Below are 25,779 nucleotides of genomic sequence, written 5' to 3' on the forward strand. Positions count from 1 at the left end.
TCAGCCGTTACGCGGGTCGCTAATCGGCTGTCGGACCAGGAAAATATAGGCCAGCGCGCCGAGGGCGGTCACGCAGCCGCAGATAATTAGCGCCAGCTGGAATGAATGGGTGGTATCGACGATAAACCCGGTCACCACCGGCGCAAAGGAGGCGCAGATAAAGCTGGCGAAGTTCTGGATGCTGCCGACGGACGCGGTCATCCTTGAGGCCACCGCGACGTGAATCAATCCCCAGCAGGAGGTGCCGGCAAAGTGGATGCAGAACAGCGCCATACCGATTAACAGCACCGCGACGATAGAGGTGGTGGCCTGCGGCACAACAAGGGTAAAGGCGGCGGAGCAGAACATCCCGGCAATAATGCAAATTTTGCGGCTTTTGATCGGCGCCATGCCGCCTTTGACCAGCCAGTCGGTGACGTAGCCGTTGATGAGCATCCCGGCGGCGCCGAACAGGAAAGGAATGGCGGCCATAAAACCGGTACTTTTCAGATCGAGGTTATATGCCGTTTGCAGGTAGCCCGGCAGCCAGGCCAGATACAGCCATGCGGTATAGTTGATGCCGCTGAAGCCCAGCATCATTCCCCACATGGTTTTGTTTTTAAACAGGCTGCGCCATTCGGCAAAGCTTAGCGGGTCGCGGCGAACGTTGACGCTCCCGGCGTTAAGGTAGGCCTGCTCATCGGCGGTGAGAGCGATATCCTCCCGGTTGCGATAGAGCATATACCAGCCGATAGCGACGAAGATCCCCAGCAAGCCGATGGTGATAAACATCCCGCGCCAGCCCATCATCAGCATCATGGCGGCCAGGATCGGCGGGCTGATGGCGACGCCAATGGTCGACGCGGCGTTAAAGAAACCCATCGGGCGGCCGCGCTCTTTAATATTAAACCAGTCGTTGATCACCTTGACGCCGCAGGGGTTCATCGGCGCTTCGCCGATCCCCATGCCGATACGCACCAGCACGAACTGGGTAAAGCTGTGCACCATTCCGGAGACCGCCTGAAACAGCGACCAGAAAAACATACCCAGCCCGAGCATGATGCGCGGACCTTTACGGTCCAGCAGCGGCCCGCAGGGGAGCTGGGCGATACCGTAGGCCAGCGAGAAAACGGACAGCAGCGCCCCGATTTCGGTGGCGCTCAGCCCCAACTCCTCGCGAATCGTTAAGTTCGCGACGGACAATGAACTTCTGTCGAGGTAGTTGATTACCGCCGCAAGAAATAACAGGATCATTGCCGTTGTCTGAATTTTTTTAATGCGAGTGCTACGCGTTAACGTATTATCTAACGGAACTGAAATCGTCTCCGCTTTCCCTTTTTTAAAGGTTGTCTGCGGGTCGATAGTTATATTTTGTTGTTCCACGCCTGACTCCTGGCTATTCTATTTGAACGACAAGTGACATCGAATGGTTTAAACACCACCCACCTATTTCACAGTAAAGTAAGTCGACTTGTTTTCAGCATAAATAACCTTTTTTACGGCATTGGTTTATGTTTTGAGATTTGTGCTGCTGATAATCATTTTCTGTTTTTAATCGGTACTTAATGAGCCAGGGATTCGCTCTGTTTGAGCGAGTTAATCATCGATTGCTTCGCCGAGTTCAGGTGGTTACGCAGCGCCAGGTTGGCGTCCAGATCGCTGCGGCAGATGAGGGCGCTGAGGATGGTCATATGTTCATCAATGGCGATGATATTGCGCTGTTTAAGATCGCTTTCATCCCACTGATAGTGAAAGTGGAAGATCACGGAAATAATTTCAAGTGATTGATTAAAAAATATATTTTCCGCAGCGGACAGCAGCAGCGTATGAAAGTCGCGATCGAGCTGCGAAAACATACGAAAGCTGTCGCCGATGCTGTCCCGCAGGGCGCGATGGCGCTCAAGCAGGGTTCTGGCCTGCAGCCAGCGGGCGTCGTTATCCGGCAGGTTGAGGAAGTGCTGAAGCGCGTGGGTTTCCAGCATTTCCCGCAGTTCGAACAACTGCTCGGCCCAGGATAACTCAAACTTCTTCATGTTCCACTGGCCGCGCTTTTCGCTTTCAATCAGGTTGTAGCGGCTGAATTTCAACAAAAACTCTCTGACCACCACCGGGCTGACGCCCGCCGCCCGCGCCAGCTGTAGTTCGGAGAACATCTCCCCGGCGCGCAGTTGGCGCTGGTTGATCATGGTGAAAAACGCCTGTTCGAAGAGACGATTCTGTTCGGCCAGCGAGGCGCTGGCGCCATCGAAGCCGTCCTGCACCTCCGGCTGGCGGAGGATCTGGTAATCCTGCTTGACCTGGTGCAGCACGCCGCGCTCGCATAAGTGGCTGAGGATGTGGCGCACGGTGGTGCGGCTGATGTTGTACATCTCCGCCAGCGCGCTTTGTGAGGGTAGCGGCGAGGGGAGAAAGCCGCGCGCCATATCGTTAATGACCTGGTTAATGACGTTGTGACGAAGATTTTGCGAGCGGCTCATAATAGGTTTCCTGTTTTTTCGCTATTAAAGCCGGATTTAAAACAGTTTTGTGCGCGAGATTTCACAATTTTTGCAATGAATTTATTCTCACCTCTGTTTTTCATCGATATCTAAGCCAACAAATACGGAGGCAATTATTATGACGTCGATGAATACGCTAGTGTGTCAAGAACCCAAAAAATTTCACTGGGAAAAACGCCAGATTCCCATTCCCGGTGACGATGAGGTTCTCATTAAAATAAAAACGGTGGGGATTTGTGGCACGGATATTCACGCATGGGGCGGCAATCAACCTTTTTTTAGCTATCCGCGCGTTCTTGGTCATGAAATATGCGGCGAGATAATCGGGCTTGGTAAAAATATTCTTAATCTGAAAAGCGGCCAGCAGGTTGCCGTCATTCCCTACGTCGCCTGCCGCCAGTGTCCGGCCTGCCTGAGCGGCCGGACAAACTGCTGCGAGAAGATTTCCGTTATCGGCGTGCATCGGGACGGCGGGTTTAGCGAGTACCTCAGCGTGCCGGTCAAAAATCTGCTGGTGGTGGATGACGTCGAGCCGGAAGCCGCGGCGCTGATTGAACCCTTCGCCATCAGCGCCCACGCGGTGCGTCGCGCCGCTATCCGGGCGGGAGAGCAGGTGCTGGTGGTTGGCGCGGGCCCCATCGGCCTTGGGGCGGCGGCTATCGCCAAAGCCGACGGGGCGCAGGTGGTGGTGGCGGACACCAGTCCAGCGCGGCGCGAACACGTGGCGCAGCATCTCGGCCTGAGCACCCTCGATCCTTCCGACCCGCAGTTTATCGAACAGCTGTGCGCAGCCTTCGGCGGTTCTCTGGCGCAAAAAGTGATCGACGCCACCGGGAATCAGCATGCGATGAACAACACGGTGAATTTAATCCGCCACGGCGGCAGCATCATATTCGTTGGCCTGTTTAAAGGTGAACTGCAGTTCTCAGACCCGGAATTTCATAAGAAAGAGACCACCATGATGGGCAGCCGCAATGCGACGGAAGAGGATTTTGCCAAAGTCGGGCGGCTGATGGCCGAGGGGAAAATCACCGCCAGGATGATGCTGACCCACCGTTACGATTTCAGATCGCTGGCGGACATTTACGAAAGCGAAGTGATTAATAATCGCCAGCTGATCAAAGGCGTCATTCATTTTTAGCAGGTAAACTCATGAAATCGTTAAACAGACAAGATTTTCCCGGGCCGCAGTACCCGACGCGCGCGATTCAGTTCGGCGAGGGCAACTTCCTGCGGGCGTTTATCGACTGGCAGCTGGATCTGTTGAATGAGAAAACCGATCTGGCGGCAGGCGTAACCATCGTTCGCCCGATCAACACTGAGTTTCCGCCGTCGCTCAATACCCAGGACGGACTCTACACCACGGTGATCCGCGGGCTGGACGAACGCGGCGAGGCGGTGAGCGAGGCGCGGATTATTCGCTCCGTAAACAATGAAATTAACCCCTGGCAGGATTTTGCCGGCTATCTGGCGCTGGCTCGAAATCCGGCGATCGCGTTCGTATTTTCAAATACCACCGAAGCGGGCATCAGCTATCACGCCGGAGACCGGCCTGACGATAAGCCGCCGGTGAGTTTCCCGGCGAAGCTGGCCCAGCTGCTGCTCGAACGGTTCCGCCATTTCAACGGCGCAGCGGATAAGGGCTGGACGATTATCCCGTGTGAGCTGATTGACTACAACGGCGAAGCGCTGAAGGCGCTGGTGCTGCGCTACGCCGAAGAGTGGCAATTGCCCGCGGCTTTTCGCGACTGGGTTGAGACCGCCAATACGTTTTGTTCAACGCTAGTTGACCGCATCGTCACCGGCTACCCGCGTGATGAAGCAGAAAAGCTGGAGGCGGAGCTGGGCTACCATGATGCTTTCCTCGATACCGCCGAATATTTCTGGCTGTTCGTTATCCAGGGACCGCGGGCGCTGGCGGAAAAGCTGCGGCTTGACCGCTGCCCGCTCAATATTCATATCGTAGAGGATATCCGGCCCTACAAAGAGCGCAAAGTCGCCATTCTTAACGGCGCGCACACCGCGCTGGTCCCGGTGGCGTGGCTGTGCGGCGTGGATACCGTCGGCGAAGCGATGCGCGACGAAGCCATTCGCCACTATGTGCAGCAAACCATCGACGAGGAGATTATCCCGGCGCTGGATTTGCCCGCCGATGAGCTACGCCAGTTTGCTGATGCCGTTACCGGACGCTTTCTCAACCCGTTTATCCGCCATCAGCTGCTCTCCATCGCCCTGAACGGGATGACCAAGTTTCGCACCCGGATCCTGCCGCAGCTGCTGGCGAATACCCGCCAGCATGGCGTCATTCCGCCGCGCTTAACCTTCGCCCTGGCGGCGCTTATCGCCTTCTACCGCGGCCAGCGTGACGGGCAGACGTATCCGTTACAGGATGATGACGTCTGGTTAACTCGTTTTGCCGAAGGGTGGGCACAGGTGGCCCAGGGCCGCCCGCTGGGGGAGCTGGTGACGGAGGTTTTGCAGGATACCGCGCACTGGGGTGAGGATCTGACGGCAATACCGGGGCTTGCCGAACAGGTCACGCGGTATCTGGAAGTGATTTTGAGCGCGGGGATGCGGGAGGCCCTGTCGCGGCTGTAGTCGGTTTGTTGTGCGGCGCCCGCGGATTTGGGCGTCGTTTTTTTTTGTGCTCTGAACCGCAAAAAATGAATTAAGCGCCAACGCCTGGCGGATTTCCCGCATCATAAGCCCCTGACAGGCGAAGAGGGGGGATGCGATGCGTAAAACGGAACTGTTGGCTTTTCTGCAAAATCAGACCGATTTTTTTGATCCGGATAATCTGAGCGAGGTCTTTACCGCCAGCTATCTCGCCGGGCGTTTTGCGATGCAAAGAAACACCGCCAGCCACTACCTGAATCAACTGGTGGCCCAGGATGTGCTGGTGAAGATCAATACCCGGCCGGTCTATTTTCTGCATAAGGCCGCCTTCTGCCAGCAGTTTTTCCCTCTTTCGCGCAGCGAGTACGTCAGCATGGCGGAGCTGCTGGCGGAGAGCGACCGACAGCCGGAGCAGGCGGATCATTTCTCATTGCTGACCGGCCATGACGGCAGCCTGCGCAAGCCTATCGAACAGATGAAAACCGCGCTGTTTTATCCTAACGGCGGCCTACCGCTGCTGATTACCGGCGACAGCGGTACCGGTAAGAGCTATATGGCGGAGCTGATGCACGAGTTTGCCATCGCCCAGGGACTGCTGGCGCCCGATGCGCCCTTTGTCAGCTTCAACTGCGCCCAGTACGCCAGTAACCCGGAGCTGCTGGCCGCCAACCTGTTTGGCTACGTTAAAGGCGCGTTTACCGGCGCGCAGGGGGATAAAGCCGGGGCCTTTGAGGCGGCAAACGGCGGCGTGCTGTTTCTCGATGAAGTCCATCGTCTGGATGCGCAGGGGCAGGAGAAGCTCTTCACCTGGCTGGATCGCAAGGAGATCTATCGGGTGGGGGAAACGGCGCAGGGGATGCCGATTTCTCTGCGGCTGGTGTTTGCCACTACCGAAGATATTCACAGCACTTTTCTGACCACCTTTATTCGCCGTATTCCGATCCTCGTTAGCCTGCCTGATTTACAAAACCGCAGCCGCCACGAAAAAGAAGCGTTAACGCTGCAGTTTTTCTGGCAGGAGGCGCGCACGTTGGCCGCCCGGCTGCAGCTGACGCCCCGGCTGCTACAGGTGCTGACGCACTATGTTTATCGCGGTAACGTCGGTGAGCTGAAGAATGTGGTGAAGTACGCCGTTGCGTCGGCCTGGGCCAGGTGTCCGGGCAGCGAGATGCTTAACGTCACGCTGCACGATCTGCCGGAAAATATCATGGCCGCGACGCCAGCGCTCAGCGAACCGATGGGCCAGCAGGAGCCGCTGCTTATCGAACCGCAGACCAGTCTGGTCTGGCTGCTGCGCGCGCGCGATCCGGTTCAGGGGCTGATCTACGATACTCAGTGCCGCGTTCTGGCGCTATATGAAGCGGTATTAAGTAAAAAAACGGTCTGGGAAGAGGCGCAAAAAAGCATGGGCGAGGAGATTGAAACCCTCTTCGATCGGCTGATTTTCGATAATCACGATGCTAATAGTTCGCATCTGCTGCTGCTGCTGACTCATCAGGCGCGGGAAGAGTTTTATCGCCTTGAAAAGCGCTTCAATATCCAGTTTAACGGCAACTGTATTTATGCCCTTAGCCACTACCTGATACATCGCTCTCGTCAGGCGCACTCCACCATGAGCAACGAGAAAAGCCGCCAGCTGGAGGATTTCCTGGCGCAAAAGTTTCCGCTGCTGTATCGCTTTTGTGAAGAGATCCTCGCCGCGCTGGCGCTGAAGCTGGATATTGAACCCCGGCGCATTGATCTGCTGCTGCTGGTGCTGTGGTTACAGAAAAACGGCGCCATCAGCCAGCAGCAGGTTACCCGGGCGATCGTTCTCGCCCACGGCTACGCCACCGCCAGCAGCATCGCCAACGTGGCGAACCGGTTGCTGAAAAGCCAGCTGTTTGAGTCATTCGATATGCCGCTCGACGTGACGCCGGAGGCTATCGCCGACCAGGTGATGGCCTATATCGAGAGCCACGCGCTGGCCTCCGGGCTGATCATCCTGGTCGATATGGGATCGCTGAACGCCATTCACAGCCACTTTAACCGCCGTCTGACTACGCCGGTGGCGATTATTAATAACGTCTCGACCGGGATGGCGATGTACGTCGGGGAGCGGATTTTGCAGGGCGATATGCTGGAAGATATTGTCCGTGAGATTGGCGATGACCTCGCGGTTGAGCATCAGCTCTATTATCCGCAGGCGGACAAACCGCGGGCGATTCTCACGACCTGCGCCACCGGCCTGGGGGCGGCGGCGAATCTGTCGGCGCTGTTAAAAGCCAGTATTCCCGAAGCGCTCGGCATCGATATTGTGGCCTGCGATGTGGACACGCTCGCCGATCCCGCGCGGCGGGAGCCGATGCTCAGCCGCTACGAGGTGCTGGCTATCGTCGGTACTCTCGATCCGCATCTTGCCGATCTGCCGTGGATCTCGCTGGATTCGCTGATTTCCGGCCAGGGGAGCCGCCCGCTGATGCGTATCTTCGGCGAGCTGGCCTCCTCTGAACAGGTCAGCGAGATCAATAACCTGATCCTGAAAAATTTCTCGCTGCGCCGGGTGATCGAGTCGGTGACGATCCTTGATACCGGTAAAGTGATCAATCAGGTCGAGCAGTTTTTACTGCGCTATGAGCATCTGGCCGGCTGCGACGTGCCCAACGATCGCAAGGTGGCGCTGTACGTGCATATCAGCTGTCTGATTGAGCGCCTGATCCGCAACGCGTCGCCATCCCATTATTCCGGAAGGCAGTGTCCGGAGAGCGAGCTGGTTATTCTGCGCGAGGCCTTTAGTGTCATTGAGAGCGGATATAGTGTCAAAATCCCCGCCGTGGAGCTGTATTACATTCACGATATCCTGACGCGGGAAACAGAATTTATTCAGGAAGATCAAGAGTTTTAGTTCCCTTCCTCCGTTCGTCCTTGCGCTAACCGGCGCGCCACTGTTTCTGGCACGCCGGTTGCAATTAAGAAAGCAGTGGAATGCGCTTTCGAGGTAAGGATGAAACGACACTATATTTTTGCCAGCCATGGCACCTTTGCTAACGGTCTGCTGAACTCCGTGGAGCTGATCCTCGGCAAGCAGCCGGATATTCATACCCTCTGCGCCTACGTCGAAGAGGAGGCCGATCTGACGCAGCAGGTGGAGACGCTGCTGGCGCGTTTTCCCGCCGAGGATGAGCTGATTGTCATTACGGATATTTTCGCCGGTAGCGTCAATAATGAGTTTGTGCGCTTTTTATCGCGTCCGCGCTTTCATTTATTGTCTGGTTTAAATCTGCCGCTAATTATTGATTTGCTCATTTCCGCAGGGGAAGAGAATAGCGAAAAATTAATTTCTGAAGCATTAATAAGCGCCAAAGAGAGCATTCAGTACTGCAATCACACGATTGCTAGTGCGACGACTATTGATAAAGACTTCTGAAATGAGGGAGCACTATGATTACGCTTTTAAGGGTTGACCATCGATTACTTCACGGCCAGGTGGCCTTTTCCTGGACGCAATATGTCGGCGCCGATTGCATTTTAATCGCCAACGATAATGTCCCTGATGATGAATTACGCAAAACTACCATTAAGCTCGCCAAACCGCCTTCGGTAAAACTGGTGATTAAAAATATTAACGACGCTATTGAGGCGATAAAAAGCGGCGTTACGGATAAATATAATCTCTTTATCGTCGTGGAGTCGGTGAATGACGCCTGGCGTATTGCCAGCGCCGTCGCGGAAATAAAAAGCATTAATCTCGGTGGGATTAAGGCTAAAGAGGGCAGTAAAAATATCTCTAAGGCGATTAATTTACTCCCGGAAGAAATAGAGCAACTGCAGCAACTGGTCGGGAAAGGCGTCGAGGTTGAGATCCGCCAGGTCCCTAACGATCGCAAACAGCTTTTTGCGGAATGCGTTTAATTCCGGAGGACAGATTATGGTAGAGGCTCTCTTACTGGGTCTGGTGGCGTTTATCGCGCAATCGGAATATGCATTAGGGACGTCGCTGATTTCGCGGCCAATCGTCACCGGGCTGCTGACCGGGCTGGTGCTGGGGGATGTGCAGACCGGCGTCATCATGGGCGCGACGCTCGAGCTGGCGTTTATCGGATCTTTCTCCGTCGGTGCGTCGATACCGCCTGACGTGGTGACCGGCGGCATTCTCGGGGTGGCGTTCGCCATTACCTCCGGCGCGGGAACGGAAACGGCGCTGCTGCTTGGCCTGCCTATCGCCACCCTGACGCTGATCCTGAAAAACGTTTATCTGGGGATGTTTATCCCGATGCTCAGCCAGAAGGCTGACGGCTACGCGGAACGGGCGGATACGCGGGGCATTGAGCGGATGCATCTGATTGCCGGCTTCGGGCTGTCGCTGATGCTGGCCACGGTGGTGACCGTTTCATTCCTGGTCGGCAGCAACGCGGTGAAATCCCTGCTCGATACGATCCCGGAATTTATCAAACACGGGCTCAGCGTCGCTACCGGCATCATTCCGGCCCTCGGCTTCGCGATGCTCGCCAGGCTGCTGATTAACAAGAAAGTCGCGCCGTACTTTTTCCTTGGCTTCGTGCTGATGGCCTACCTGAAAATCCCGGTGACCGGCATCGCCATTCTCGGCGCTATCGTGGCGGTGGTCATGGTTAACGTCACCGCGTTGAGCTCACCTCGTACGACGACAGAACAAGGAGTCAGCGATGACGACGAAGATGATTTCTGAAGAGACCCTGCGCCCGCAGGAGCAAGAAGAGACCCGTATTACGCCACGAGATTTACGCCGGGTGTTCTGGCGCTCCTTCCAGATGGAGTTCTCGTGGAACTATGAGCGGCAGATGAATCTCGCCTTTGTTTACGCGCTGATTCCGGTGCTGAAAAAGCTCTATCCGCGCAAAGAGGAGCTGGCCGCAGCGTTGAAACGGCATCTGGTGTTCTTCAATACCACGCCGCATATCGTCACGTTGCTGCTGGGGATCACCACGGCGATGGAGGAGAAAAACAGCCAGCAGAAAAATATGGACGCCAACGCGATTGATAACGTTAAAGCGTCGCTGATGGGGCCGCTGGCCGGGCTGGGGGACTCCTTTTTCTGGGGCACGCTGCGGCTGATCGCCACCGGCATCGGCACCAGTCTGGCGCTGAAGGGCAATATTCTCGGGCCAATCTTGTTTCTGCTGGTGTTTAACGTGCCCCATATCCTGGTGCGCTGGTTCTTTACCCGCTGGGGCTATGTGCTGGGCACCGGGGTGCTGCAGCGGATCCAGAAGAGCGGAATGATGGAGAGCCTGACCTACGGGGCGTCGATTATCGGCCTGATGGTGGTGGGCGCGATGACCGCCTCAATGATTGATATCACCATCCCTGTCTCTTTCGGCGCCGGGGAGGCGAAAACCCAGGTACAGGACATTATCAACGACATTCTGCCCTGCATGTTGCCGCTGCTGAGCTTTGGCATCGTTTACTGGCTGCTGGGGCGTAAGGTCAAACCGCTTTCTATTATTGGCGGGATGGCGCTGGTGGGCATTCTGGGTTCGTGGATTGGCTTGTTTTAACGGGAGTCGAAAATGGTACCAACGATGATGACCTATATCAGCGAAGAGCCGGCTTGTCTGGCGCAGATCCTGCGCGACTATCGGCAAAAGCTGGCGGCGATTGAGGATTTCGCCCGCCAGCATCCGGTACGCCGTATTTTGCTGCTGGCGACCGGATCGTCGCTAAACGCCGCTCTGTGCGCGCGCTATTTCTTTGAACAGCGCTTCGGCGTGCTGGTTGAAATTAAAGAGCCGTACAACTTTACGCATTACGAGGCTGTCGATCCGCATACCGATCTGGTGGTGGCGATTTCGCAGAGCGGAAAAAGCGCCTCGACGCTGGAGGCGATGCGCAAGGTCCAGGCATTGAGCCTGCCGGTTTTTGCCCTGACCTCCGACCCGCAAAGCCCGATAGCCCGTGCTTGCGACGGGGTACTGGATATCAATACCGGTATTGAGAGCGTGGGGTTTGTCACCCGCGGATTTAGCGCGACGGTACTGAATTTGCTGCTGATGGCGCTGATGATAGCCCGTGTCCAGGGAACAGCCAGCGAGGCCGAGGAGCAGCGCTATCTTGACGAGCTGCAGCGGCTGGCGGCGGCGATCCCGGACGTTATCGCCCGCACCTCGCGGTTTATCGAGCGGCATGGCGAAACGCTGCGGGGCGGCGAGCGCTTTGTCGCCACCGGCTATGGCGCGCTGGTTGGCGTGGCGAAGGAGTTCGAAACCAAATTTACTGAGACGGTGCGCGTCCCTTCCAGCGGATTTGAGCTTGAGGCCTATATGCACGGCCCCTATCTGGAGGCGAACGCCCGTCACGTGATGCTGTTTATCGAAGATGCGCCGGATGCGCGGACCCGGGCGCTGCGGGACTATATGGCGCCGTCCATTGCCCGGGCCTTTACGCTGACGCTCAGCGACGAAGAGGATGAGCAGGCGCTGGCGCTGAGCTGTCCGTGCGACCATCACCTGGCGCCGCTGCTGCTGATCGTTCCTGTCCAGATGCTGGCATGGCATACCGCCCGACTAAAAGGGATCGATCTGGCAAAACGTATTTTTGACGATTTTGACCACGTATTAAAAAGTAAAATCTGATTATTCAGGAGAATAACTATGTTGGGTTTTAATCAGGACGAGTACCTGACCAGTGCTCGCGAGATCATCGCTGCGCGCAAACAGGCGGAAGCCGTCGCCGATGATATTTATCACAGCGGCTGTAGCGCGTTATTTTTCGCCTCGGTAGGCGGTTCTTTGGCGCCGATGATGGCAATAAGTGAGTTCGCAAAAGAATTAACCAGCGTGCCGGTTTACCTTGAGCAGGCGGCGGAATTAATTCATCGTGGACACAAAAAATTAAATAAAGATGCGGTGGTGGTGACGCTATCCAAGTCCGGCGATACCAAAGAGTCGGTAGCCATTGCAGAATGGTGCAAAGCGCAGGGGATTCGCGTGGTGGCCATTACCCGTAATGCCGATTCGCCATTAGCCGAGGCGGCGAGCTGGCATATTCCGATGTGCCACAAGAACGGCGTGGAATATGAATATATGCTGCTGTACTGGTTATTCTTCCGCGTGATTTATCGTCACGGCGAATTTGCCGATTACGATCGTTTTGCACGCCAGCTGGAACTGCTGCCGGAAAATCTGTTGCAGGCTAAACGCCAGTTCGATCCGCAGGCGGATAAAATCGCCGCTCAATATCATACCAGTGATTACATGATGTGGATTGGCGGGGCGGAAATGTGGGGCGAGGTTTATCTGTTCTCGATGTGTATTCTGGAAGAGATGCAGTGGAAGCGGACCAAGTCGGTGAGTTCGGCAGAGTTTTTCCACGGCACGCTGGAGCTGCTGGAAAAAGAGGTCCCGCTGTTCCTGGTCAAAGGCGAGGGTAAATGCCGGGCGCTGGATGAGCGCGTCGAACGCTTCGCTGAGAAGATCACCGACCATCTGGTGGTGATTGACCCGCGCGACTACCCGCTGAGCGGTATTGATGACGCCTTCCGCTGGATTATGGCGCCGTGCGTGGTGTCGACCCTGCTGGTGGACAGGCTGGCGGCCCACTTTGAGCATCACACCGGCCACGACCTGAATATCCGTCGTTATTACCGTCAGTTTGATTACTAACTCTTGCCTGTAGCGGCCAGCCCGGCTGGCCGCCGCGCTATTCTCCGAGGCGCTTCCCAGAAAATCATCGCCAAAACCAACCGGGTAAAAAGCGGTGGTAGAGTCCGGCTTTCCTTCACTTTCAGGCAAGCGGATGGCCATGAAAAAACGAATGACCTCGACGCCGCACGATGCGGTGTTTAAACGATTTCTTCGCCACCCGGAGACGGCGAATGATTTCCTCACGCTGTACCTGCCGGAGGAGATCCGCCAGCAGTGTGATTTTGCCACCCTGCGCCTGGAGTCGGCGAGCTTTGTCGATGAAGATCTGCGCGCCTGGTACTCTGATGTGCTGTGGTCGGTACAAACCACCTCCGGTCCGGGGTATGTCTATGTGGTGATAGAGCATCAAAGCTCGCCGGATAATCATATGGCGTTTCGCCTGATGCGCTATGCGATTGCCGCGATGCAGCGCCACCTCGACGCCGGGCATAAAGAGCTGCCGCTGGTGGTGCCGATGCTTTTCTATCATGGCGCGACCAGTCCCTATCCTTTCTCCCTGAACTGGCTGGATGAATTTGCCGACCCGCAGATGGCTAAGACGCTGTATGGCCGCCCGTTTCCGCTGATTGACGTTACGGCGATGCCGGATGACGAGATCGTCCAGCATCGACGGGTCGCGCTGCTGGAGCTGATGCAAAAGCATATTCGCCAGCGCGATCTCAGCGGGATCACGGAGTCGTTGGCGACCCTTGTGATGCTGGGATACACTAACCGCAGACAGTTGCGAGTGCTGTTTCACTATATGCTGCAGTACGGCAATACCGCCGACCCGAGCGTGTTTCTCCGCCGGTTGGCCCGCCGTCTGCCACAGTATGAGGAGAGGTTGATGTCTATCGCTCAAAAACTTAAGCAGGAAGGTTGGCAAGAGGGGAAGCAGGAGGGGATGCGGGAAGGGATACAAGAAGGTCGCCAGGAAGGCCTGCAGGAAGGGAGCCGACGGGAGGCGCTACGCATTGCCAGCAGCATGCTGCAGGACGGCTTAGATAAAGAGACGGTACAGCGGATCACCGGGCTTTCGGCGGATGAATTAAAGCCGCTGCATTGTTGATATCCTGCCCCTGATACTATGGCCCGGCGTAAAAAGCCGCCGGGCGCGCTTGTTTTATCCTTCGCTTTTCACCACTTTGATTTCAACCATGCCGATACCGAGCTGGCGTGGGGAGTGGCCGAGAATATTCCCCTCGTTGGTCGACTGCGGATCCGGCGGGGCAATCGTTAGCGTATTGCTGTGCGCCGGGTTATCGAAATGCAGGGTAGTGGTGGTGACATCGTTCGCCAAAGTGAGCGTTTGTTCGCTGTTGCCCACGCGTACCGGAATCGGTTTATTGGCGTTCGGCCCGTAGGCTTTGGCAGTAATCACCAGGTCGAATTTCTCAGGCAGCGGCTCTTTATATTCAATTTTCACTTCACTGCCGAGCTGCGCGTTAGACCAGCGTCCCCATGATTCCGGGCGAGAGATGCCGCTGAATTGCTTCACCTCTTCCGGCGCGCCGGCCACGTTGAACAGGAAACTGTCGGCTTTATAGCGAATATCGTTATCGACAATCTTCAGCGTATCGACGTTGCCCTTATAACGTTCCATATCGATAAGGGTATCTTTAAAGGCGGTTTTACCCTGCCACAGGGCCTTGTCAACGCGCTGGACCTGTTGTTCGCCGCCCAACTGGCCCTGCGATACGCACCAGTCGGTGGAGAGCGCCAGCTCCGGCGACCATAGCTGGCCCATTTTGTAGCAGCGGTCGACCCAGACGAAGTTATCGCGCGGCGCGAAGTCGGCCAGCTGGAAGCGCAGCGGCGCGGAGTATTCGCTCTCCGGCAGCGGCTCAACGCGCTTATCGGAGATGCGCAGCAGCAGCGGCAGGCGGAAATGGCTGCCGGAGAAGGAGATCATATTCTTCTGCGAATCGACGGTGAAATTCTTCATCTCTTTGGGGAAATTCCACAGGCGGATGATATCCGGCTTCCACGCCATAACCTTCTCTTTCATATTGAGGAAAACGGTTGAAAGCGACTCCCCGGAAAGGCTGCTGCGGCCAAGACCAATAAAGTTATCGCCGCCGAGAATATCGAGCACCGTCGCGCCGTTATCCATGGTATTACGTTTGACGGCCAGCGTATCCTGCTGGGGTTGATCGCCGCGCAGGATGAAAAACAGATTGCTGCGATCCTGCTTATTCAGATAATCCCAGGCGCTGTTTTTCATCGCCAGGTGATCGGATGAGACCACGATGACCGTATTTTTGAACCACGGCGAGGCTTTAATCTTCTCGATTAACGCCGCGATATGCTCCTGGCTACAGGAAACGGCGCTGAAAGAGAGGTTCTTTTTACCGTCCATATCGTAGCTTTTGCGCTGGCAGGTACGGGAGATAAACCCATCCGGATGATGGGTATCGACCGTCAGAGCGAACAGCGAGAAGCGTTTTCCGGATTGCGAAAGCGCCTCAAATTTTTTCCACGTCTCATCAAGGACGGTATCGTCGTAGAAGCCCCAGTCGTTACGATAAGCTGGGTCGGCGACCGTGGTTTTTAGCTCCTCCGCGCCGTACAGATGATCGAAGCCGTGAGATTTCAGGAACACATCTTTTCCGGCGAAGCGCAGGTTAGCGCCCTGTACGAAGTAGTTCTCATAACCCGAGTTTTTCAGGATATCGCCCAGACAGATATTCTGCGGGAAAAAGCTGGAAACCGAGGCCGAGGCGTTGCCTTCGAACGGCGCGAACAGCGGGATCCCGCACTGGGAAGCGACCATTCCGGCAATCGTGTAGTCGGTGCCGGGTAGCTGGGCGGTATTGCTGAAATCCAGCCCCTCGCTTTTCACTTTACCGAGCTCCGGGGTCAGATCCGGGAACGCGTCGTTATCAAAATAGGTGCGCTCAAGGCTTTCGCCGTAGATGTACACCAGGTTCAGTTTTGGGTTCGCGATGCTCTTTGACGGCTCTTTGTAGTAAGCCACGAAGTCAGGGTCGCCATCGCGGGACTGGGATTTGACCAGTTCGCTAATCTGGCGGAAGGCCGGGCTGGCGTCCACGGACGCCAGCGCCAGGACCAGCGCCACCAGGCTGTAACCAAAGTGATGAGGATGATGACGGCGGCGGCGCAGCACCCAGCCGAGTGCGCCAAATACCGCGACCAGCGCCACGACCAGCCCAACGCCCGGCAGAATATATTTGCCCACGCCAGCGCCCGTCAGGCTGTTGGTCAACGTATAAAGTACCGCGTCATTGATACCGTCGCCGGTGAAGTAATTACTGGCGTAGAGGGTAATATTCAGAATAACGAACAGGCCCAGCACCGTGAGCGTGGCGGCGAACCACCAGGTATTACGACCGGCTTTTAACGCGTAAATCATCACCGAGGCAACAAACAGGGCGATGGATAACAACTCTGACACAGCTCATCCTCATTCACGCCAGCTGTCGGCTGGCCAGATAGATCTTTTTTCACGCTACACTGTAATTGCAGCGCAATATTGCCGCAATTGTATCGTCATGAATTTGTGCTGTGGTTCAGAATTGGTTTAGAAATCGCCATTTTTGACCCGCTTCACATCTTGTCTGCCAGGGGTTCAGAAGGAGAGATGTTAAAAAACAGAGGTTGCGGCCGCGCTGGCCAGGGTAAAGCGCCAAACGCGGCATTATGCGGCCAGGATCAGGAGAGGAAGCTAACGCCCTGTTTTAATACCAGGTCGCAGGCTTTGGTTTTCACTTTTTCCGCCAGCGGGCTACTGCCGAGGTTATTCAAATTCAGCTGCTGACCGTCTTTGCTACTCAGCAAGCCCTGAAGGCCATCAAGATAGTTGGTGTCTTCTTTTTGTTTTTCCGGCGCGCTGAGACCCAGCTTATCCAGAACCTGGTTTTTAATGTTTTCGGTATTGGTTACCGAGGTCAGTTTCTGTTTCGCGCAATAAGACATAATCCCGGCGGCATTATTCATACTGCTGGAAGTCAACGACTGGCTGCCGCCGTTGAGCAAACCGGTCAGCGAAGAGAGGGACATGCCGCCGCTTTGCTGGCTACCGCTCTGGCTGCTGAGCTGTTTCGCGGCGCTGGAAAGAGAATCCTGCCAGGAGGTGGCGTGAGCGCCGAAGGTCAATAGTGCGCCGGCCACCATCGCCGTGCGGAATAACGTTTTTACCGATTTCATAGACATACTCTTCGCCGTGAGTGAACAATGCCCTGATTATAACGCCGGCAGTGTTCAGAAATATCTTAATACTCTTTGCCGGTCACGCGATCGCGGTAGCTGTCCCAGTTGAAGTTGACCCACAGACTATTGCCCAGCCGCATGCGGTCCATGACGCGCTCGCCAAGCAGCTTGTTCATCTCGTCCATGGTGCTGTTAGTCAGCATACCGGTGGGGCGCTTTGACGAAGAGCGGCGATCGACGATCTGGTTAATGATTACCTTTTCGTAGCGTGATTCCGTTTGCATCCCGATTTCGTCAATCACCAGCAGGTCGACCTTGCTCAGGTCGGTGAGAAGCTGCTCTTCGCTGGTTTCCCGGTTGCCGAAGGTATCTTTCATCGCTGACATGATATCGGCGACGGTAATAATCAACACCGACTTACCCCGCAGTAGCAGTTCGTTGCAGATTGCGGCGGCGAGGTGGTTTTTTCCGGTGCCCGGTTTGCCGGAGAAGATAAAGCTGGCGATATTGCCGTCGAACTCCTCGACGTACTGGCGCGCTCGGGACAGCGCAATCATCTGGCCTTCACACTCAACCCGGTAGTTATCCAGCGAGCAGTTCTGGTGCAGCGGTCGGATGCCGGAGCGGTTAAAGGTACGCTGCATTTTCATGGCGCGGTTTTCGCGTTCCAGCGCTTCAGACCGCAGCTTGCCCTGTTCTTTTTGCCATGCCAGTAGCTCCTCACCTGTCTTAAACGCGGGTTCGACATGGGCTGGCATCATTTTTTGCAGGCGCTTCATTAAATCGCCGACATTTTTCATGCTCATCCTCGGAATCCTCGTGGAATATGATTTTCAGGTTCGCTAATTGCGTTGACGTCACGCCGCGGCTGGCCGCCGTTGCTGGCCCGGCCAATCTGTACGCTGCGCGCCAGCTTCTGCTGCCACTGGACGTGATGAAAGACTTTACCTTCCGCCTGCCAGTAGGCGACAAATGCGGCCAGCTCTTCCGGCGTAACGGGCTGGCTCAGGGCGATGCCCCACAGCGCGGCCAGACGCTGGAAATCGGCGTCCGGCTGCCAGTCGGCGTACATCGGGAATTTCCCCATCGGTACCGCAACGGGAACCGCCGTCGGCTCGTCAAAAAACTGCGCGTCGAGGGCGATATCGCTATTGGGGCGCGCCAGTTTGGCTTCCAGCTCCAGCAGCTGCGCCAGACGCTCCGGCGTCAGCGCATAGAAGGCGGGGGCATTGTTGGCAAACACGGCGACGGCGCCGCCGGCCGATTTTGCCAGTACCGCTGCGTGATCCTGCATGAAGTCATCCAGACCGCTAAAATCGGTAGTTAATATTCGTGAAGACATAAATCAATCTCAACTCTGAACAACTAAAAGGAGAGGGGTAGCTGCACACATAGTAGCATAGAGGTCGCTCAGGAAGGAGCGCCGCAGGTAACCCGGCGGCGCGGTGAATTAAACGCGCGGACGCTTGCGATACAGCCAAAGCCCCGGGATAGAAAGGCCGATCGATAATGCGCCAACGATGGATGAAGCCTTGAGAAAGTTACTCAGCAGCATAATCATCATCTCTTCCGAGTAGCCAAAATGACTGATTTTGACCGCTGAAATCATCGCGGTATAGGCGGAGATACCGGGAAACATCGGGATCACCGCCGCTACGGTGAAAATCTTTGGGTGCGCCAGATACCAACGAGACCACTGGATCCCAATGCTGCCAACCAGCAGGGCGGCCATGAACGTTGCCCACTCGATATTAAAACCCGCCGTCATCATGACCATGCGCGAGCCGTGGCCGATAGCCCCCAGTAGCGCGCACCAGCGCAGCGCCCGCTGCGGGACGTTGAATACCATGGCGAACCCAACGGCGGGGATGGCTGCCAGAGCCATATCCTGCGCCAGCGCGTAGAGATACATAATTATGCCCATCCGCGTAGCCCCCACATCGTCATCGCCATCACCACGCCAATACAGGTGGCGAGCGTGAGCAGACTGGCAATGGCCCAGCGCGCCAGGCCGGTATTGATATGCCCTTTAAACATGTCGGCAACGGCGTTGATCAGCGGAAAACCGGGCACCAGCAGCAGTACGCTGGCGGCCATGGCTATCGTCGGCGTGCTGGCGAAAGCGGGCAGGCGCAGCATCAGTCCGGAGATGGTCGTTGCGACGAAGGCGGTGAGGCAGAAATTGATTTGCGGATGCATGGAGCGATGGGTGAGTACCTGACGAATATACATGGCTATCGTACTGGCGCAGAAGGTGACCAGCGCGCCGTCCCAGCCGCCGTTGTTAAGCTTGCAAAAGCAGGCGCAGGAGAGGCCGACCATTAACACCAGCAGCCAGCGTGGATAGCGCAGCGGTTTGATTTGCGCGAATCGTTTTTCGACATCCTTATAATCCAGCAGCTTATGCTCCGCCATAATCACAATATGCTGAACTTCCGTGACGACGTGCATGTTGATGCCGCGATCGGTGTTTTTTCGCGTTGAAGTCAGGCATTCGCCATCTTTGATGGTGGTGAGCACAATCGCATTGGAAGAGATGGCGCTTTCAACGCTATCCATCCCCAACGCCAGGCCCAGACGAGTTGAAAGCTCCTCAACCAGCGCGCTTTCCGCGCCATGCTGTAATAAGAAAAGACCACATTGAATGCACAAGCGCGTGATTGCGCGCTGGGTTGCCCGATCTGCTTGCATAAATACCTGCTGTCCGTGATGCCCGATGCCGTAGTGTCTGGCGATACTTTTACCTGAAGTCGTGCTTTCTCTGAGCGGTCAGGATCAAACAATGTGTAAAAAAACACCCGTTCTGCGGGCTCCGTGAAAATTTGAACTCAGCCACACTTCCGTAAAATTGGTGAAAAGTACAATTTTTGCGCCATTTTCTCCCTTCTTTTTCCCGGCAGACTTATCAAAAATGCAAATTCAAACTTTTAATAAACAAAAAACAAACAAATAATTAACTTTGCTGAGGCAATCCTATGAAAACACAGGTGGCGATTATCGGCGCGGGTCCATCCGGGCTCCTGTTGGGGCAGCTATTACATCACGCCGGGATTCAGACCGTGATCCTTGAGCGGCAGACGCCCGAGTATGTACTGGGGAGGATCCGCGCGGGCATTCTGGAAAGCGGAACGGTAGAGCTGCTGCGCGAAGCCGGGGCGGCCCGGCGAATGGATGCTGAAGGCCTGATCCATCATGGGGTCGAGTTTCTGTTTGAAGGCAAACGCGTACCGGTTGCGCTGACGGAGCTGACGGAAGGCAAAAGCGTGATGGTATACGGCCAGACTGAGGTGACGCGGGATTTAATGGCGGCGCGGGCGGAAAGTGGCGCCCCGACGATTTATGGCGTTAGCGACGTCACAATTAATGATGCCAAAAGCGATAGACCGTCGGTCTCTTTTGCCTGTAACGGAGAAAACCACCGCCTGGAGTGCGATTTTATTGCCGGTTGCGACGGCTTTCACGGCGTGTCCCGGCAGAGCATTCCGGCAGGGGTTCTGAAAGAGTACGAGAGCGTCTGGCCGTTTGGCTGGCTGGGACTGCTGGCCGACACGCCGCCGGTAAATCCGGAGCTGATTTACGCTCACCACGAACGCGGGTTTGTGTTGTGTAGTCAGCGCTCACTAACCAGAAGCCGCTATTATCTGCAGGTACCGCTTAGCGAAAAGGTAGAGGCCTGGTCTGATGAGCGCTTCTGGAATGAGCTTAAACGGCGTCTCCCTGATGAGTTGTCCAGCAAGTTAGTAACGGGTCACTCACTGGAGAAGAGCATCGCGCCGCTGCGCAGCTATGTGGTAGAGCCGATGCAGTACGGCAAACTATTTCTGCTGGGAGATGCGGCGCATATCGTACCGCCTACCGGGGCAAAAGGGCTGAATCTCGCGGCGTCCGACGTGAACTATTTATGGCGGATCCTGCGCGAGTATTATCACCATGGCCGCGTTGACCTCTTAGCCAGCTACTCGCGTTTGGCGCTGGATCGGGTGTGGAAGGGGGAGCGATTCAGCTGGTTTATGACGCGTCTGCTGCATGATTTTCCGCAGCAAAGCGAGTTCGACAGAAAAATGCAGGCGGCGGATCGTCGTTATTATCTGCAATCACGCGCGGGGTTAACCACTATCGCTGAAAACTATGTTGGTCTGCCGATGGAGCGCGTGGTGTAACACCCAAAATATCAGGAGGCGTGATGCAGGCAGTGAGCACCATTCCCGTTTTCAAACTAGCAGGGCTGGCCAACGCCCGAACTTCTGCACTGTGAGTCGATACTCCAGCGCAGCCATCTTTATGAATGGCATATCCGCGTGCATCAGCATGCTGAGCTGGTGCAACTGCTGTACCTGCATAAAGGGCGGGCGGAAATTGAAATCGAAGGAACAACCACCGTGATGGTGGAATCCTGTATTCAGGTTGTTCCGGCGCTATGTATTCATGGATTTCGATTTTCGCCGGGCACGGAAGGATACGTTTTATCCCTGGCGTTACCCCTGCTCAGGAGGGTTGAGAATCAGTTTGGTCGCCAGTTGGATCTCCTCGGCCAGCCGCAGTGTGTGCCGGTAAAAGCCTCCCGAGGCCATATTCGGGCGCTGTTTACCGCTTTGCGAGAAGAGTACCGTGAGGAATATGATGCGCGTGAAATGATGCTGCATTCACTGCTGGGAGCGCTGTTGGTCTGGCTGAATCGGCAATATCGCCCGCAGCCGATAGCGGAGGACAAAGCGGAACGCAAGCGTAGCGTGATGCGCCATTTCTCTCGTCTTATAGAAAGCCATTATCGCGAACATCTGCCCTTAGCCGGATATGCCAGTCGGGTGGGGGTATCCGCGACCCATTTAAATTATTTGTGCCATGAATTTTATGGCTGCAGTGCGCTGGGCGTTTTACATCAAAGGTTGATGCTTGAGGCGCGGCGCAACCTGCAGTATACCAGCATGACTATTGCGCAACTTTCTGATTACTTGGGGTTTAATGACGCGGCCTATTTTTCTCGTTTCTTTCGTCGCTATAGCGGTGAATCCCCAAAAGCATTTAGGAAAAAAATAAAATAAAGAAATCTTTATTTAATATATCTTAAGTTAGCGTATCTAACGACGATGTTAACCATTTCTAATTTATTGATGACAACTACCTGTGTTAATGTTAATCATTGGCATGGATAACAGCAATATGTTACTCCTCATTATATAAGTTGGCTTTAGGGTGCGAAAGAGCGTACCCGCCAGGGACGATAAAGATTCATTTTGGCAAAATAATTATGATGGCTATTAAATTATTCATCCGATTGTTTTGCGCCGGCGGTGAATCTTCGACAGGAAGCGGAGGGTTTATGTTACCAGGACAGGGTAAGTTCGGCATTATTATCAGTAGAATACCGGTGATGCAGTCCGGTTTGAAGGCCATCGTTGGGGAGCATCTCCCTGATTATGAATTGAGTTTTTGTCGTTCTCAGGATGAGCTAACCCTGCTGCAATTGCGCCGCGCAGTGTTGGTTATCGCTGATCTTTCCGGTGAAATAGAGCATCCAGGAAATATTTGTGAACACTACTACTCTTTAATGACCCAATACAGGGATATACACTGGGTCTTTATGGTAGGTAGCACCTGTTTTCCGTTAGCCGTTCAATTATTAATGCGTCCCGAAAGTACGTTAATTTCAGACAGCGAGCCGGTAAAACGCCTTATCGAAGTGGTTCGCGCCGGTGGTCTTGCCGCTGAGCGTATTAGCCAGACGTTGTTTTCTCCTGAAGTTGAACGCATCGGTGAAGAACAGCAAAAGATGGTCATTTTGACTCTTTCTGAGCGTAAGGTATTGAGGCTGCTTGCAAAAGGGTGGGGAATTAATCAAATTGCTGCTTTATTGAAGAAGAGCAATAAAACCATAAGTGCGCAGAAAAATAGTGCTATGCGCCGCTTATCTCTGCGTAGTAATGCAGAGATGTATGCCTGGATTAATAGTGCACAGGGAATGAAGGAGCTGAATATTTATTCAGCCTATGGAGATCAAACAGAATGGAAAAAGACTTCACAACACGATATATCGCTATCGTAGAGAAATGTGCGATGACGGAAGTGGCTCTTCGCCACATCTTACTTAATGAAAGTGGTAAGAATTATCGTATTCAATTCTTTAAAGATACTAAAGCATTAAAACGAGAGTTTCAGTCTGAAGATTTTTCTGCGATTATTTTTTCCCTTTCAGGGAACCGCAGGTCCCGTCTTGAAAGTTTGCTCTTTCTCCATGAGATCGCGCGTTATTGCCCCGAAACGCAAAGAATTGTCCTGGCTAATGATGAAGCGGAAATGCGTTTGGTTAGCCATTTGACGCCTTCCCGTTTACACGGCATTCTGAATAAATCGGCCTGTCGGATCCAACTGCAGGAATATTTGCTTCAGCTTCTCGAACATAGCTACCAGACTAATGAGGGATCGGTATGTCAAAAGCAGAACATTTCTAGCCAAATTTTGAGCCCAACGGAACATACCATCCTACGATATATGTCTTATGGCTACTCATTACCTGAAATAGCGACACAGCTGGAAAGAAATATTAAAACGATTCGGGCCCATAAGTTCAATGCCATGACCAAGCTTGGCGTCAGTTCTGATATAGGACTACTGAGCGCGGCAGACATTTTAATGCGCCTGTCGGCGAATAATGACGATGCCAGAGTTATGCGCCTTGCTCAGTAGCGCCAATGGTCTATTAAAGACAAACATCAATCCACTTAGCATCAGTCAACTGCGCCATCCGCTCGGGTGAAATGCGAACGGCGCTATGAATTGATCCTGCTGCTGGCAGCACTTCCGGGTACTGCCTCAGTGAGATATCGCAGTACACCGCCAGCGGAACTTCCAGACCAAAGGGGCACACGCCGCCAATGGGGTGTCCCGTTAGCGTAATGACCTCATCGCTGCTGAGCATGCGCGCTTTGGCGCCAAATGCCTCCTTTAGTTTTTTATTATCCAGGCGTGCATCGCCTTTTGCGACAACGAGCACAACCCTTTCTTTTATTTTTAAAGACAGGGTCTTGGCTATTTGCCCGGGTTCAACATTATGTGCCGCTGCGGCTAACGCTACCGTGGCCGTGCTCTGAGTAAGTTCGATGATTTCGATATCGGGGGCGCGCTCAGCAAAAAACTGCCGCACGGACTGCAGACTCATTGGAATCTCCTGATTAAGGCTTGTTAAAAATCTGTCACAAGCTTCGCAAAGTGTAAATATCTCTCGTTGATAATCAAGATTCTTTCTAATTTTTGGATCTCCTTCACATTCGCCGCAACCGGTTACTGTAACCGGTTGCGGTTATTCATGGAGACATGAATACTGACAAGGTAACTTCCCTGCGTCACCTATAACAAAAGAGCCGAAGATGAATCGAACGTACCTGAGCACTAAAGCCTGCGGGTTATCAAATCTGGTCGCCCACTCGCAGAAGCAGATTCATCACAGCGGCAGGATAATCGTTGTTGGGCCTGTTCATCTAGCCTGTCAGGAGGGCTGCTATGTCTGCTAACCATGCTGCATTTAATCTGATATTTCGCTTCGTAGAAAATTACATCAGCCCTGTCGCCGGGCGCATCTCATCTCAGCGCCATGTGATGGCTATCCGCGACGGTTTTATCTCCGCCATGCCGTTTATGATTGTCGGCTCTTTTCTGCTGGTATTCGCTTATCCGCCGTTTTCACCGGATACCACATGGGGATTTGCCCGCGCCTGGCTGGATCTGGCAAAAGAGTTTGAAGGGCGAATTCTGACGCCGTTCGATATGACGATGGGTATTATGTCGATCTACATTTGCGCCGCGATCGCCTATAACCTCGGCAAGCATTACGAAAAAACCGATCAGCTCGACCCCTTTATGTGCGCCATGCTGTCGATTATGGCCTTCCTGCTGGTGGCGGCGCCAAAAACGAACGGCAACCTGCCGGTAGATAGCCTGGGAGGAACCGGGATATTTACGGCGATTCTTGTAGCGGTCTACTGCGTTGAAATGATGCGTTTCCTGAAAGCGCATAATATTGGTATTCGCCTGCCGGATCAGGTGCCGCCGATGATCAAAAACTCATTTGATCTGCTGATCCCGGTACTGGTTGTCGTCCTGACGCTATATCCCCTGAGCCTGCTTATTCAGCATCATTTTGATATGCTGATCCCTCAGGCCATCATGGCTATCTTTAAACCGCTGGTTTCCGCAGCCGACTCGTTACCCGCCATTTTATTGGCGGTTCTGGTGGGCCACCTGCTGTGGTTTGCGGGTATCCACGGTGCGGCTATTGTTTCCGGCATGCTGCAGATGTTCTGGCTCACTAACCTCGGCATGAACCAGCAGGCTTTGGCGCAGGGGGCGCCGCTGCCGCATATCTTTATGGAAGCGTTCTGGACATTTTTTATTGTGATTGGCGGTTCAGGAGCGACGATGGGGCTGGTGTTCTGTTATCTGCGTAGCCGCTCCGCGCATCTGCGGTCGATTGGCCGCCTGAGCGTGGTGCCAAGCCTGTTTAACATCAACGAACCGGTCATTTTTGGCACGCCTATTGTGATGAACCCGGTGTTCTTTATTCCCTTCCTGCTGGCGCCGATGGTTAACGCCGTACTGGCCTGGGCTGCCATGAAGATGGATCTCATTGGTCGGGTGATTTCGGTTGTGCCGTGGACCGCCCCGGCACCGATTGGCGGCGCATGGGCGCTGGGTTGGGATTTCCGGGCGGCGATTCTGGTGGTTGTCCTCGCGTGCGTTTCCGCGATTATCTACTTCCCCTTCTTCAAGGTTTATGAGAAACAGCTGTTAGCGCAGGAGGCCGAAGAGGCGCAGCGCATTGCGGAAGAGAGCCAGCAGACGGCATAAAAGCAAACGGGCGGCTGAAATAGCCGCCCGTTGTC

Annotated in this window: 23 protein-coding genes and 1 pseudogene; 15 read left to right on the forward strand and 9 right to left on the reverse strand. The window is 54.6% G+C overall.

Translation table 11 applies throughout. From position 1 onward, the window contains the following. Positions 1-1,362 (reverse strand): MFS transporter, encoded by a 1,362-nt coding sequence (locus BWI76_RS03930; RefSeq protein ID WP_004134208.1) that lies wholly within the window; start codon positions 1,360-1,362, stop codon positions 1-3. 179 nt (positions 1,363-1,541) lie between these two features. After that, a complete protein-coding gene (locus BWI76_RS03935; RefSeq protein WP_004134209.1) occupies positions 1,542-2,456 on the reverse strand; it encodes a GntR family transcriptional regulator in 915 nt (304 codons plus the stop codon). A gap of 139 nt (positions 2,457-2,595) precedes the next feature. On the opposite strand from BWI76_RS03935, the gene BWI76_RS03940 reads away from it, so the two are divergent. The 10 genes from BWI76_RS03940 to BWI76_RS03985 all read left to right on the forward strand — a co-directional run bounded on the left by BWI76_RS03940 (position 2,596) and on the right by BWI76_RS03985 (position 13,802). Then, positions 2,596-3,618, forward strand: coding sequence for a zinc-binding alcohol dehydrogenase family protein (locus tag BWI76_RS03940; protein ID WP_004134210.1), 1,023 nt, complete (start codon positions 2,596-2,598; stop codon positions 3,616-3,618). A gap of 11 nt (positions 3,619-3,629) precedes the next feature. Then, positions 3,630-5,075: a tagaturonate reductase gene (locus BWI76_RS03945; RefSeq protein WP_004134211.1), complete on the forward strand. Its 1,446-nt coding sequence runs from the start codon at positions 3,630-3,632 to the stop codon at positions 5,073-5,075. A 136-nt stretch (positions 5,076-5,211) separates the two neighbouring features. Beyond that, on the forward strand, positions 5,212-7,977 hold the full coding sequence (locus tag BWI76_RS03950) for a sigma 54-interacting transcriptional regulator (RefSeq protein WP_004134212.1): 2,766 nt from the start codon (positions 5,212-5,214) through the stop codon (positions 7,975-7,977). Between the two features lie 99 nt (positions 7,978-8,076). Then, on the forward strand, positions 8,077-8,499 hold the full coding sequence (locus BWI76_RS03955; RefSeq protein WP_004134213.1) for a PTS sugar transporter subunit IIA: 423 nt from the start codon (positions 8,077-8,079) through the stop codon (positions 8,497-8,499). Positions 8,500-8,513: 14 nt separating this feature from the next. Then, on the forward strand, positions 8,514-8,984 hold the full coding sequence (locus BWI76_RS03960; protein ID WP_004134214.1) for a PTS sugar transporter subunit IIB: 471 nt from the start codon (positions 8,514-8,516) through the stop codon (positions 8,982-8,984). A gap of 16 nt (positions 8,985-9,000) precedes the next feature. Continuing rightward, positions 9,001-9,780 carry a PTS mannose/fructose/sorbose/N-acetylgalactosamine transporter subunit IIC gene (locus BWI76_RS03965; RefSeq protein ID WP_004108505.1) on the forward strand — a complete coding sequence of 260 codons (780 nt, stop codon included), beginning with the start codon at positions 9,001-9,003 and terminating at the stop codon, positions 9,778-9,780. After that, complete coding sequence (locus tag BWI76_RS03970; protein ID WP_004134215.1) at positions 9,758-10,609, forward strand: PTS system mannose/fructose/sorbose family transporter subunit IID; 852 nt, start codon at positions 9,758-9,760, stop codon at positions 10,607-10,609. Before BWI76_RS03965 ends, BWI76_RS03970 begins: the two co-directional genes overlap by 23 nt. Before the next feature lie 12 nt (positions 10,610-10,621). Beyond that, positions 10,622-11,683: an SIS domain-containing protein gene (locus BWI76_RS03975; protein ID WP_064371495.1), complete on the forward strand. Its 1,062-nt coding sequence runs from the start codon at positions 10,622-10,624 to the stop codon at positions 11,681-11,683. Positions 11,684-11,701: 18 nt separating this feature from the next. Then, positions 11,702-12,712 (forward strand): SIS domain-containing protein, encoded by a 1,011-nt coding sequence (locus BWI76_RS03980; protein WP_004134216.1) that lies wholly within the window; start codon positions 11,702-11,704, stop codon positions 12,710-12,712. A 133-nt stretch (positions 12,713-12,845) separates the two neighbouring features. After that, the gene (locus tag BWI76_RS03985) at positions 12,846-13,802 is read left to right on the forward strand and encodes an Rpn family recombination-promoting nuclease/putative transposase (RefSeq protein ID WP_165774987.1); all 957 of its coding nucleotides are present in this window, start codon (positions 12,846-12,848) and stop codon (positions 13,800-13,802) included. 54 nt (positions 13,803-13,856) lie between these two features. On the opposite strand, the gene opgB is transcribed toward BWI76_RS03985, so the two are convergent. From opgB to BWI76_RS04015, 6 genes are all read right to left on the reverse strand, one after another. Then, positions 13,857-16,148, reverse strand: coding sequence for a phosphatidylglycerol--membrane-oligosaccharide glycerophosphotransferase (gene opgB, locus BWI76_RS03990; RefSeq protein WP_049088576.1), 2,292 nt, complete (start codon positions 16,146-16,148; stop codon positions 13,857-13,859). A gap of 257 nt (positions 16,149-16,405) precedes the next feature. Further along, a complete protein-coding gene (locus tag BWI76_RS03995; protein WP_064371565.1) occupies positions 16,406-16,900 on the reverse strand; it encodes a DUF2501 domain-containing protein in 495 nt (164 codons plus the stop codon). A 65-nt stretch (positions 16,901-16,965) separates the two neighbouring features. Then, entirely contained in the window at positions 16,966-17,703 is a 738-nt protein-coding gene (gene dnaC, locus BWI76_RS04000) for a DNA replication protein DnaC (protein WP_014227813.1), read from the reverse strand. A 2-nt stretch (positions 17,704-17,705) separates the two neighbouring features. Next, positions 17,706-18,245 (reverse strand): primosomal protein DnaT, encoded by a 540-nt coding sequence (gene dnaT, locus BWI76_RS04005; protein WP_004134226.1) that lies wholly within the window; start codon positions 18,243-18,245, stop codon positions 17,706-17,708. Positions 18,246-18,353: 108 nt separating this feature from the next. After that, positions 18,354-18,827, reverse strand: a complete 474-nt coding sequence (locus BWI76_RS04010; protein ID WP_004134228.1) for a threonine/serine exporter — start codon at positions 18,825-18,827, stop codon at positions 18,354-18,356. Beyond that, positions 18,818-19,594: a threonine/serine ThrE exporter family protein gene (locus tag BWI76_RS04015; protein WP_004128660.1), complete on the reverse strand. Its 777-nt coding sequence runs from the start codon at positions 19,592-19,594 to the stop codon at positions 18,818-18,820. The genes BWI76_RS04010 and BWI76_RS04015 overlap by 10 nt, the downstream gene beginning before the upstream one ends. Before the next feature lie 284 nt (positions 19,595-19,878). On the opposite strand from BWI76_RS04015, the gene pobA reads away from it, so the two are divergent. From pobA to bglJ, 4 genes and pseudogenes are all read left to right on the forward strand, one after another. Next, positions 19,879-21,063 (forward strand): 4-hydroxybenzoate 3-monooxygenase, encoded by a 1,185-nt coding sequence (gene pobA, locus BWI76_RS04020; protein ID WP_004134231.1) that lies wholly within the window; start codon positions 19,879-19,881, stop codon positions 21,061-21,063. 23 nt (positions 21,064-21,086) lie between these two features. Next, positions 21,087-21,945 (forward strand): annotated as a pseudogene (locus BWI76_RS04025) (helix-turn-helix domain-containing protein). 278 nt (positions 21,946-22,223) lie between these two features. After that, positions 22,224-22,946, forward strand: coding sequence for a helix-turn-helix transcriptional regulator (locus BWI76_RS04030; protein ID WP_004132115.1), 723 nt, complete (start codon positions 22,224-22,226; stop codon positions 22,944-22,946). Next, positions 22,907-23,587 (forward strand): DNA-binding transcriptional activator BglJ, encoded by a 681-nt coding sequence (gene bglJ / locus BWI76_RS04035; RefSeq protein ID WP_064371494.1) that lies wholly within the window; start codon positions 22,907-22,909, stop codon positions 23,585-23,587. Before BWI76_RS04030 ends, bglJ begins: the two co-directional genes overlap by 40 nt. A 13-nt stretch (positions 23,588-23,600) precedes the next feature. On the opposite strand, the gene BWI76_RS04040 is transcribed toward bglJ, so the two are convergent. Beyond that, positions 23,601-24,059, reverse strand: a complete 459-nt coding sequence (locus BWI76_RS04040) for a YbaK/EbsC family protein (protein ID WP_004132117.1) — start codon at positions 24,057-24,059, stop codon at positions 23,601-23,603. A gap of 341 nt (positions 24,060-24,400) precedes the next feature. On the opposite strand from BWI76_RS04040, the gene BWI76_RS04045 reads away from it, so the two are divergent. Then, complete coding sequence (locus BWI76_RS04045; RefSeq protein WP_004132118.1) at positions 24,401-25,744, forward strand: PTS sugar transporter subunit IIC; 1,344 nt, start codon at positions 24,401-24,403, stop codon at positions 25,742-25,744. Positions 25,745-25,779: the final 35 nt, after the last annotated feature.

The organism is Klebsiella sp. M5al (genome assembly GCF_002090195.1).
Lineage (GTDB): Bacteria > Pseudomonadota > Gammaproteobacteria > Enterobacterales > Enterobacteriaceae > Klebsiella > Klebsiella grimontii.

Bases quoted from the DNA above. Each gene is read 5' to 3' on its own strand.
- BWI76_RS03935 (WP_004134209.1), bottom strand. From the start codon at position 2,456: ATGAGCCGCTCGCAAAATCTTCGTCACAACGTCATTAACCAGGTCATT.
- BWI76_RS03940 (WP_004134210.1), top strand. From the start codon at position 2,596: ATGACGTCGATGAATACGCTAGTGTGTCAAGAACCCAAAAAATTTCAC.
- BWI76_RS03945 (WP_004134211.1), top strand. From the start codon at position 3,630: ATGAAATCGTTAAACAGACAAGATTTTCCCGGGCCGCAGTACCCGACG.
- BWI76_RS03950 (WP_004134212.1), top strand. From the start codon at position 5,212: ATGCGTAAAACGGAACTGTTGGCTTTTCTGCAAAATCAGACCGATTTT.
- BWI76_RS03955 (WP_004134213.1), top strand. From the start codon at position 8,077: ATGAAACGACACTATATTTTTGCCAGCCATGGCACCTTTGCTAACGGT.
- BWI76_RS03960 (WP_004134214.1), top strand. From the start codon at position 8,514: ATGATTACGCTTTTAAGGGTTGACCATCGATTACTTCACGGCCAGGTG.
- BWI76_RS03965 (WP_004108505.1), top strand. From the start codon at position 9,001: ATGGTAGAGGCTCTCTTACTGGGTCTGGTGGCGTTTATCGCGCAATCG.
- BWI76_RS03970 (WP_004134215.1), top strand. From the start codon at position 9,758: ATGACGACGAAGATGATTTCTGAAGAGACCCTGCGCCCGCAGGAGCAA.
- BWI76_RS03975 (WP_064371495.1), top strand. From the start codon at position 10,622: ATGGTACCAACGATGATGACCTATATCAGCGAAGAGCCGGCTTGTCTG.
- BWI76_RS03980 (WP_004134216.1), top strand. From the start codon at position 11,702: ATGTTGGGTTTTAATCAGGACGAGTACCTGACCAGTGCTCGCGAGATC.
- BWI76_RS03985 (WP_165774987.1), top strand. From the start codon at position 12,846: ATGGCCATGAAAAAACGAATGACCTCGACGCCGCACGATGCGGTGTTT.
- BWI76_RS03995 (WP_064371565.1), bottom strand. From the start codon at position 16,900: ATGAAATCGGTAAAAACGTTATTCCGCACGGCGATGGTGGCCGGCGCA.
- dnaC (WP_014227813.1), bottom strand. From the start codon at position 17,703: ATGAAAAATGTCGGCGATTTAATGAAGCGCCTGCAAAAAATGATGCCA.
- dnaT (WP_004134226.1), bottom strand. From the start codon at position 18,245: ATGTCTTCACGAATATTAACTACCGATTTTAGCGGTCTGGATGACTTC.
- BWI76_RS04010 (WP_004134228.1), bottom strand. From the start codon at position 18,827: ATGGGCATAATTATGTATCTCTACGCGCTGGCGCAGGATATGGCTCTG.
- BWI76_RS04015 (WP_004128660.1), bottom strand. From the start codon at position 19,594: ATGCAAGCAGATCGGGCAACCCAGCGCGCAATCACGCGCTTGTGCATT.
- pobA (WP_004134231.1), top strand. From the start codon at position 19,879: ATGAAAACACAGGTGGCGATTATCGGCGCGGGTCCATCCGGGCTCCTG.
- BWI76_RS04030 (WP_004132115.1), top strand. From the start codon at position 22,224: ATGTTACCAGGACAGGGTAAGTTCGGCATTATTATCAGTAGAATACCG.
- bglJ (WP_064371494.1), top strand. From the start codon at position 22,907: ATGGAAAAAGACTTCACAACACGATATATCGCTATCGTAGAGAAATGT.
- BWI76_RS04040 (WP_004132117.1), bottom strand. From the start codon at position 24,059: ATGAGTCTGCAGTCCGTGCGGCAGTTTTTTGCTGAGCGCGCCCCCGAT.
- BWI76_RS04045 (WP_004132118.1), top strand. From the start codon at position 24,401: ATGTCTGCTAACCATGCTGCATTTAATCTGATATTTCGCTTCGTAGAA.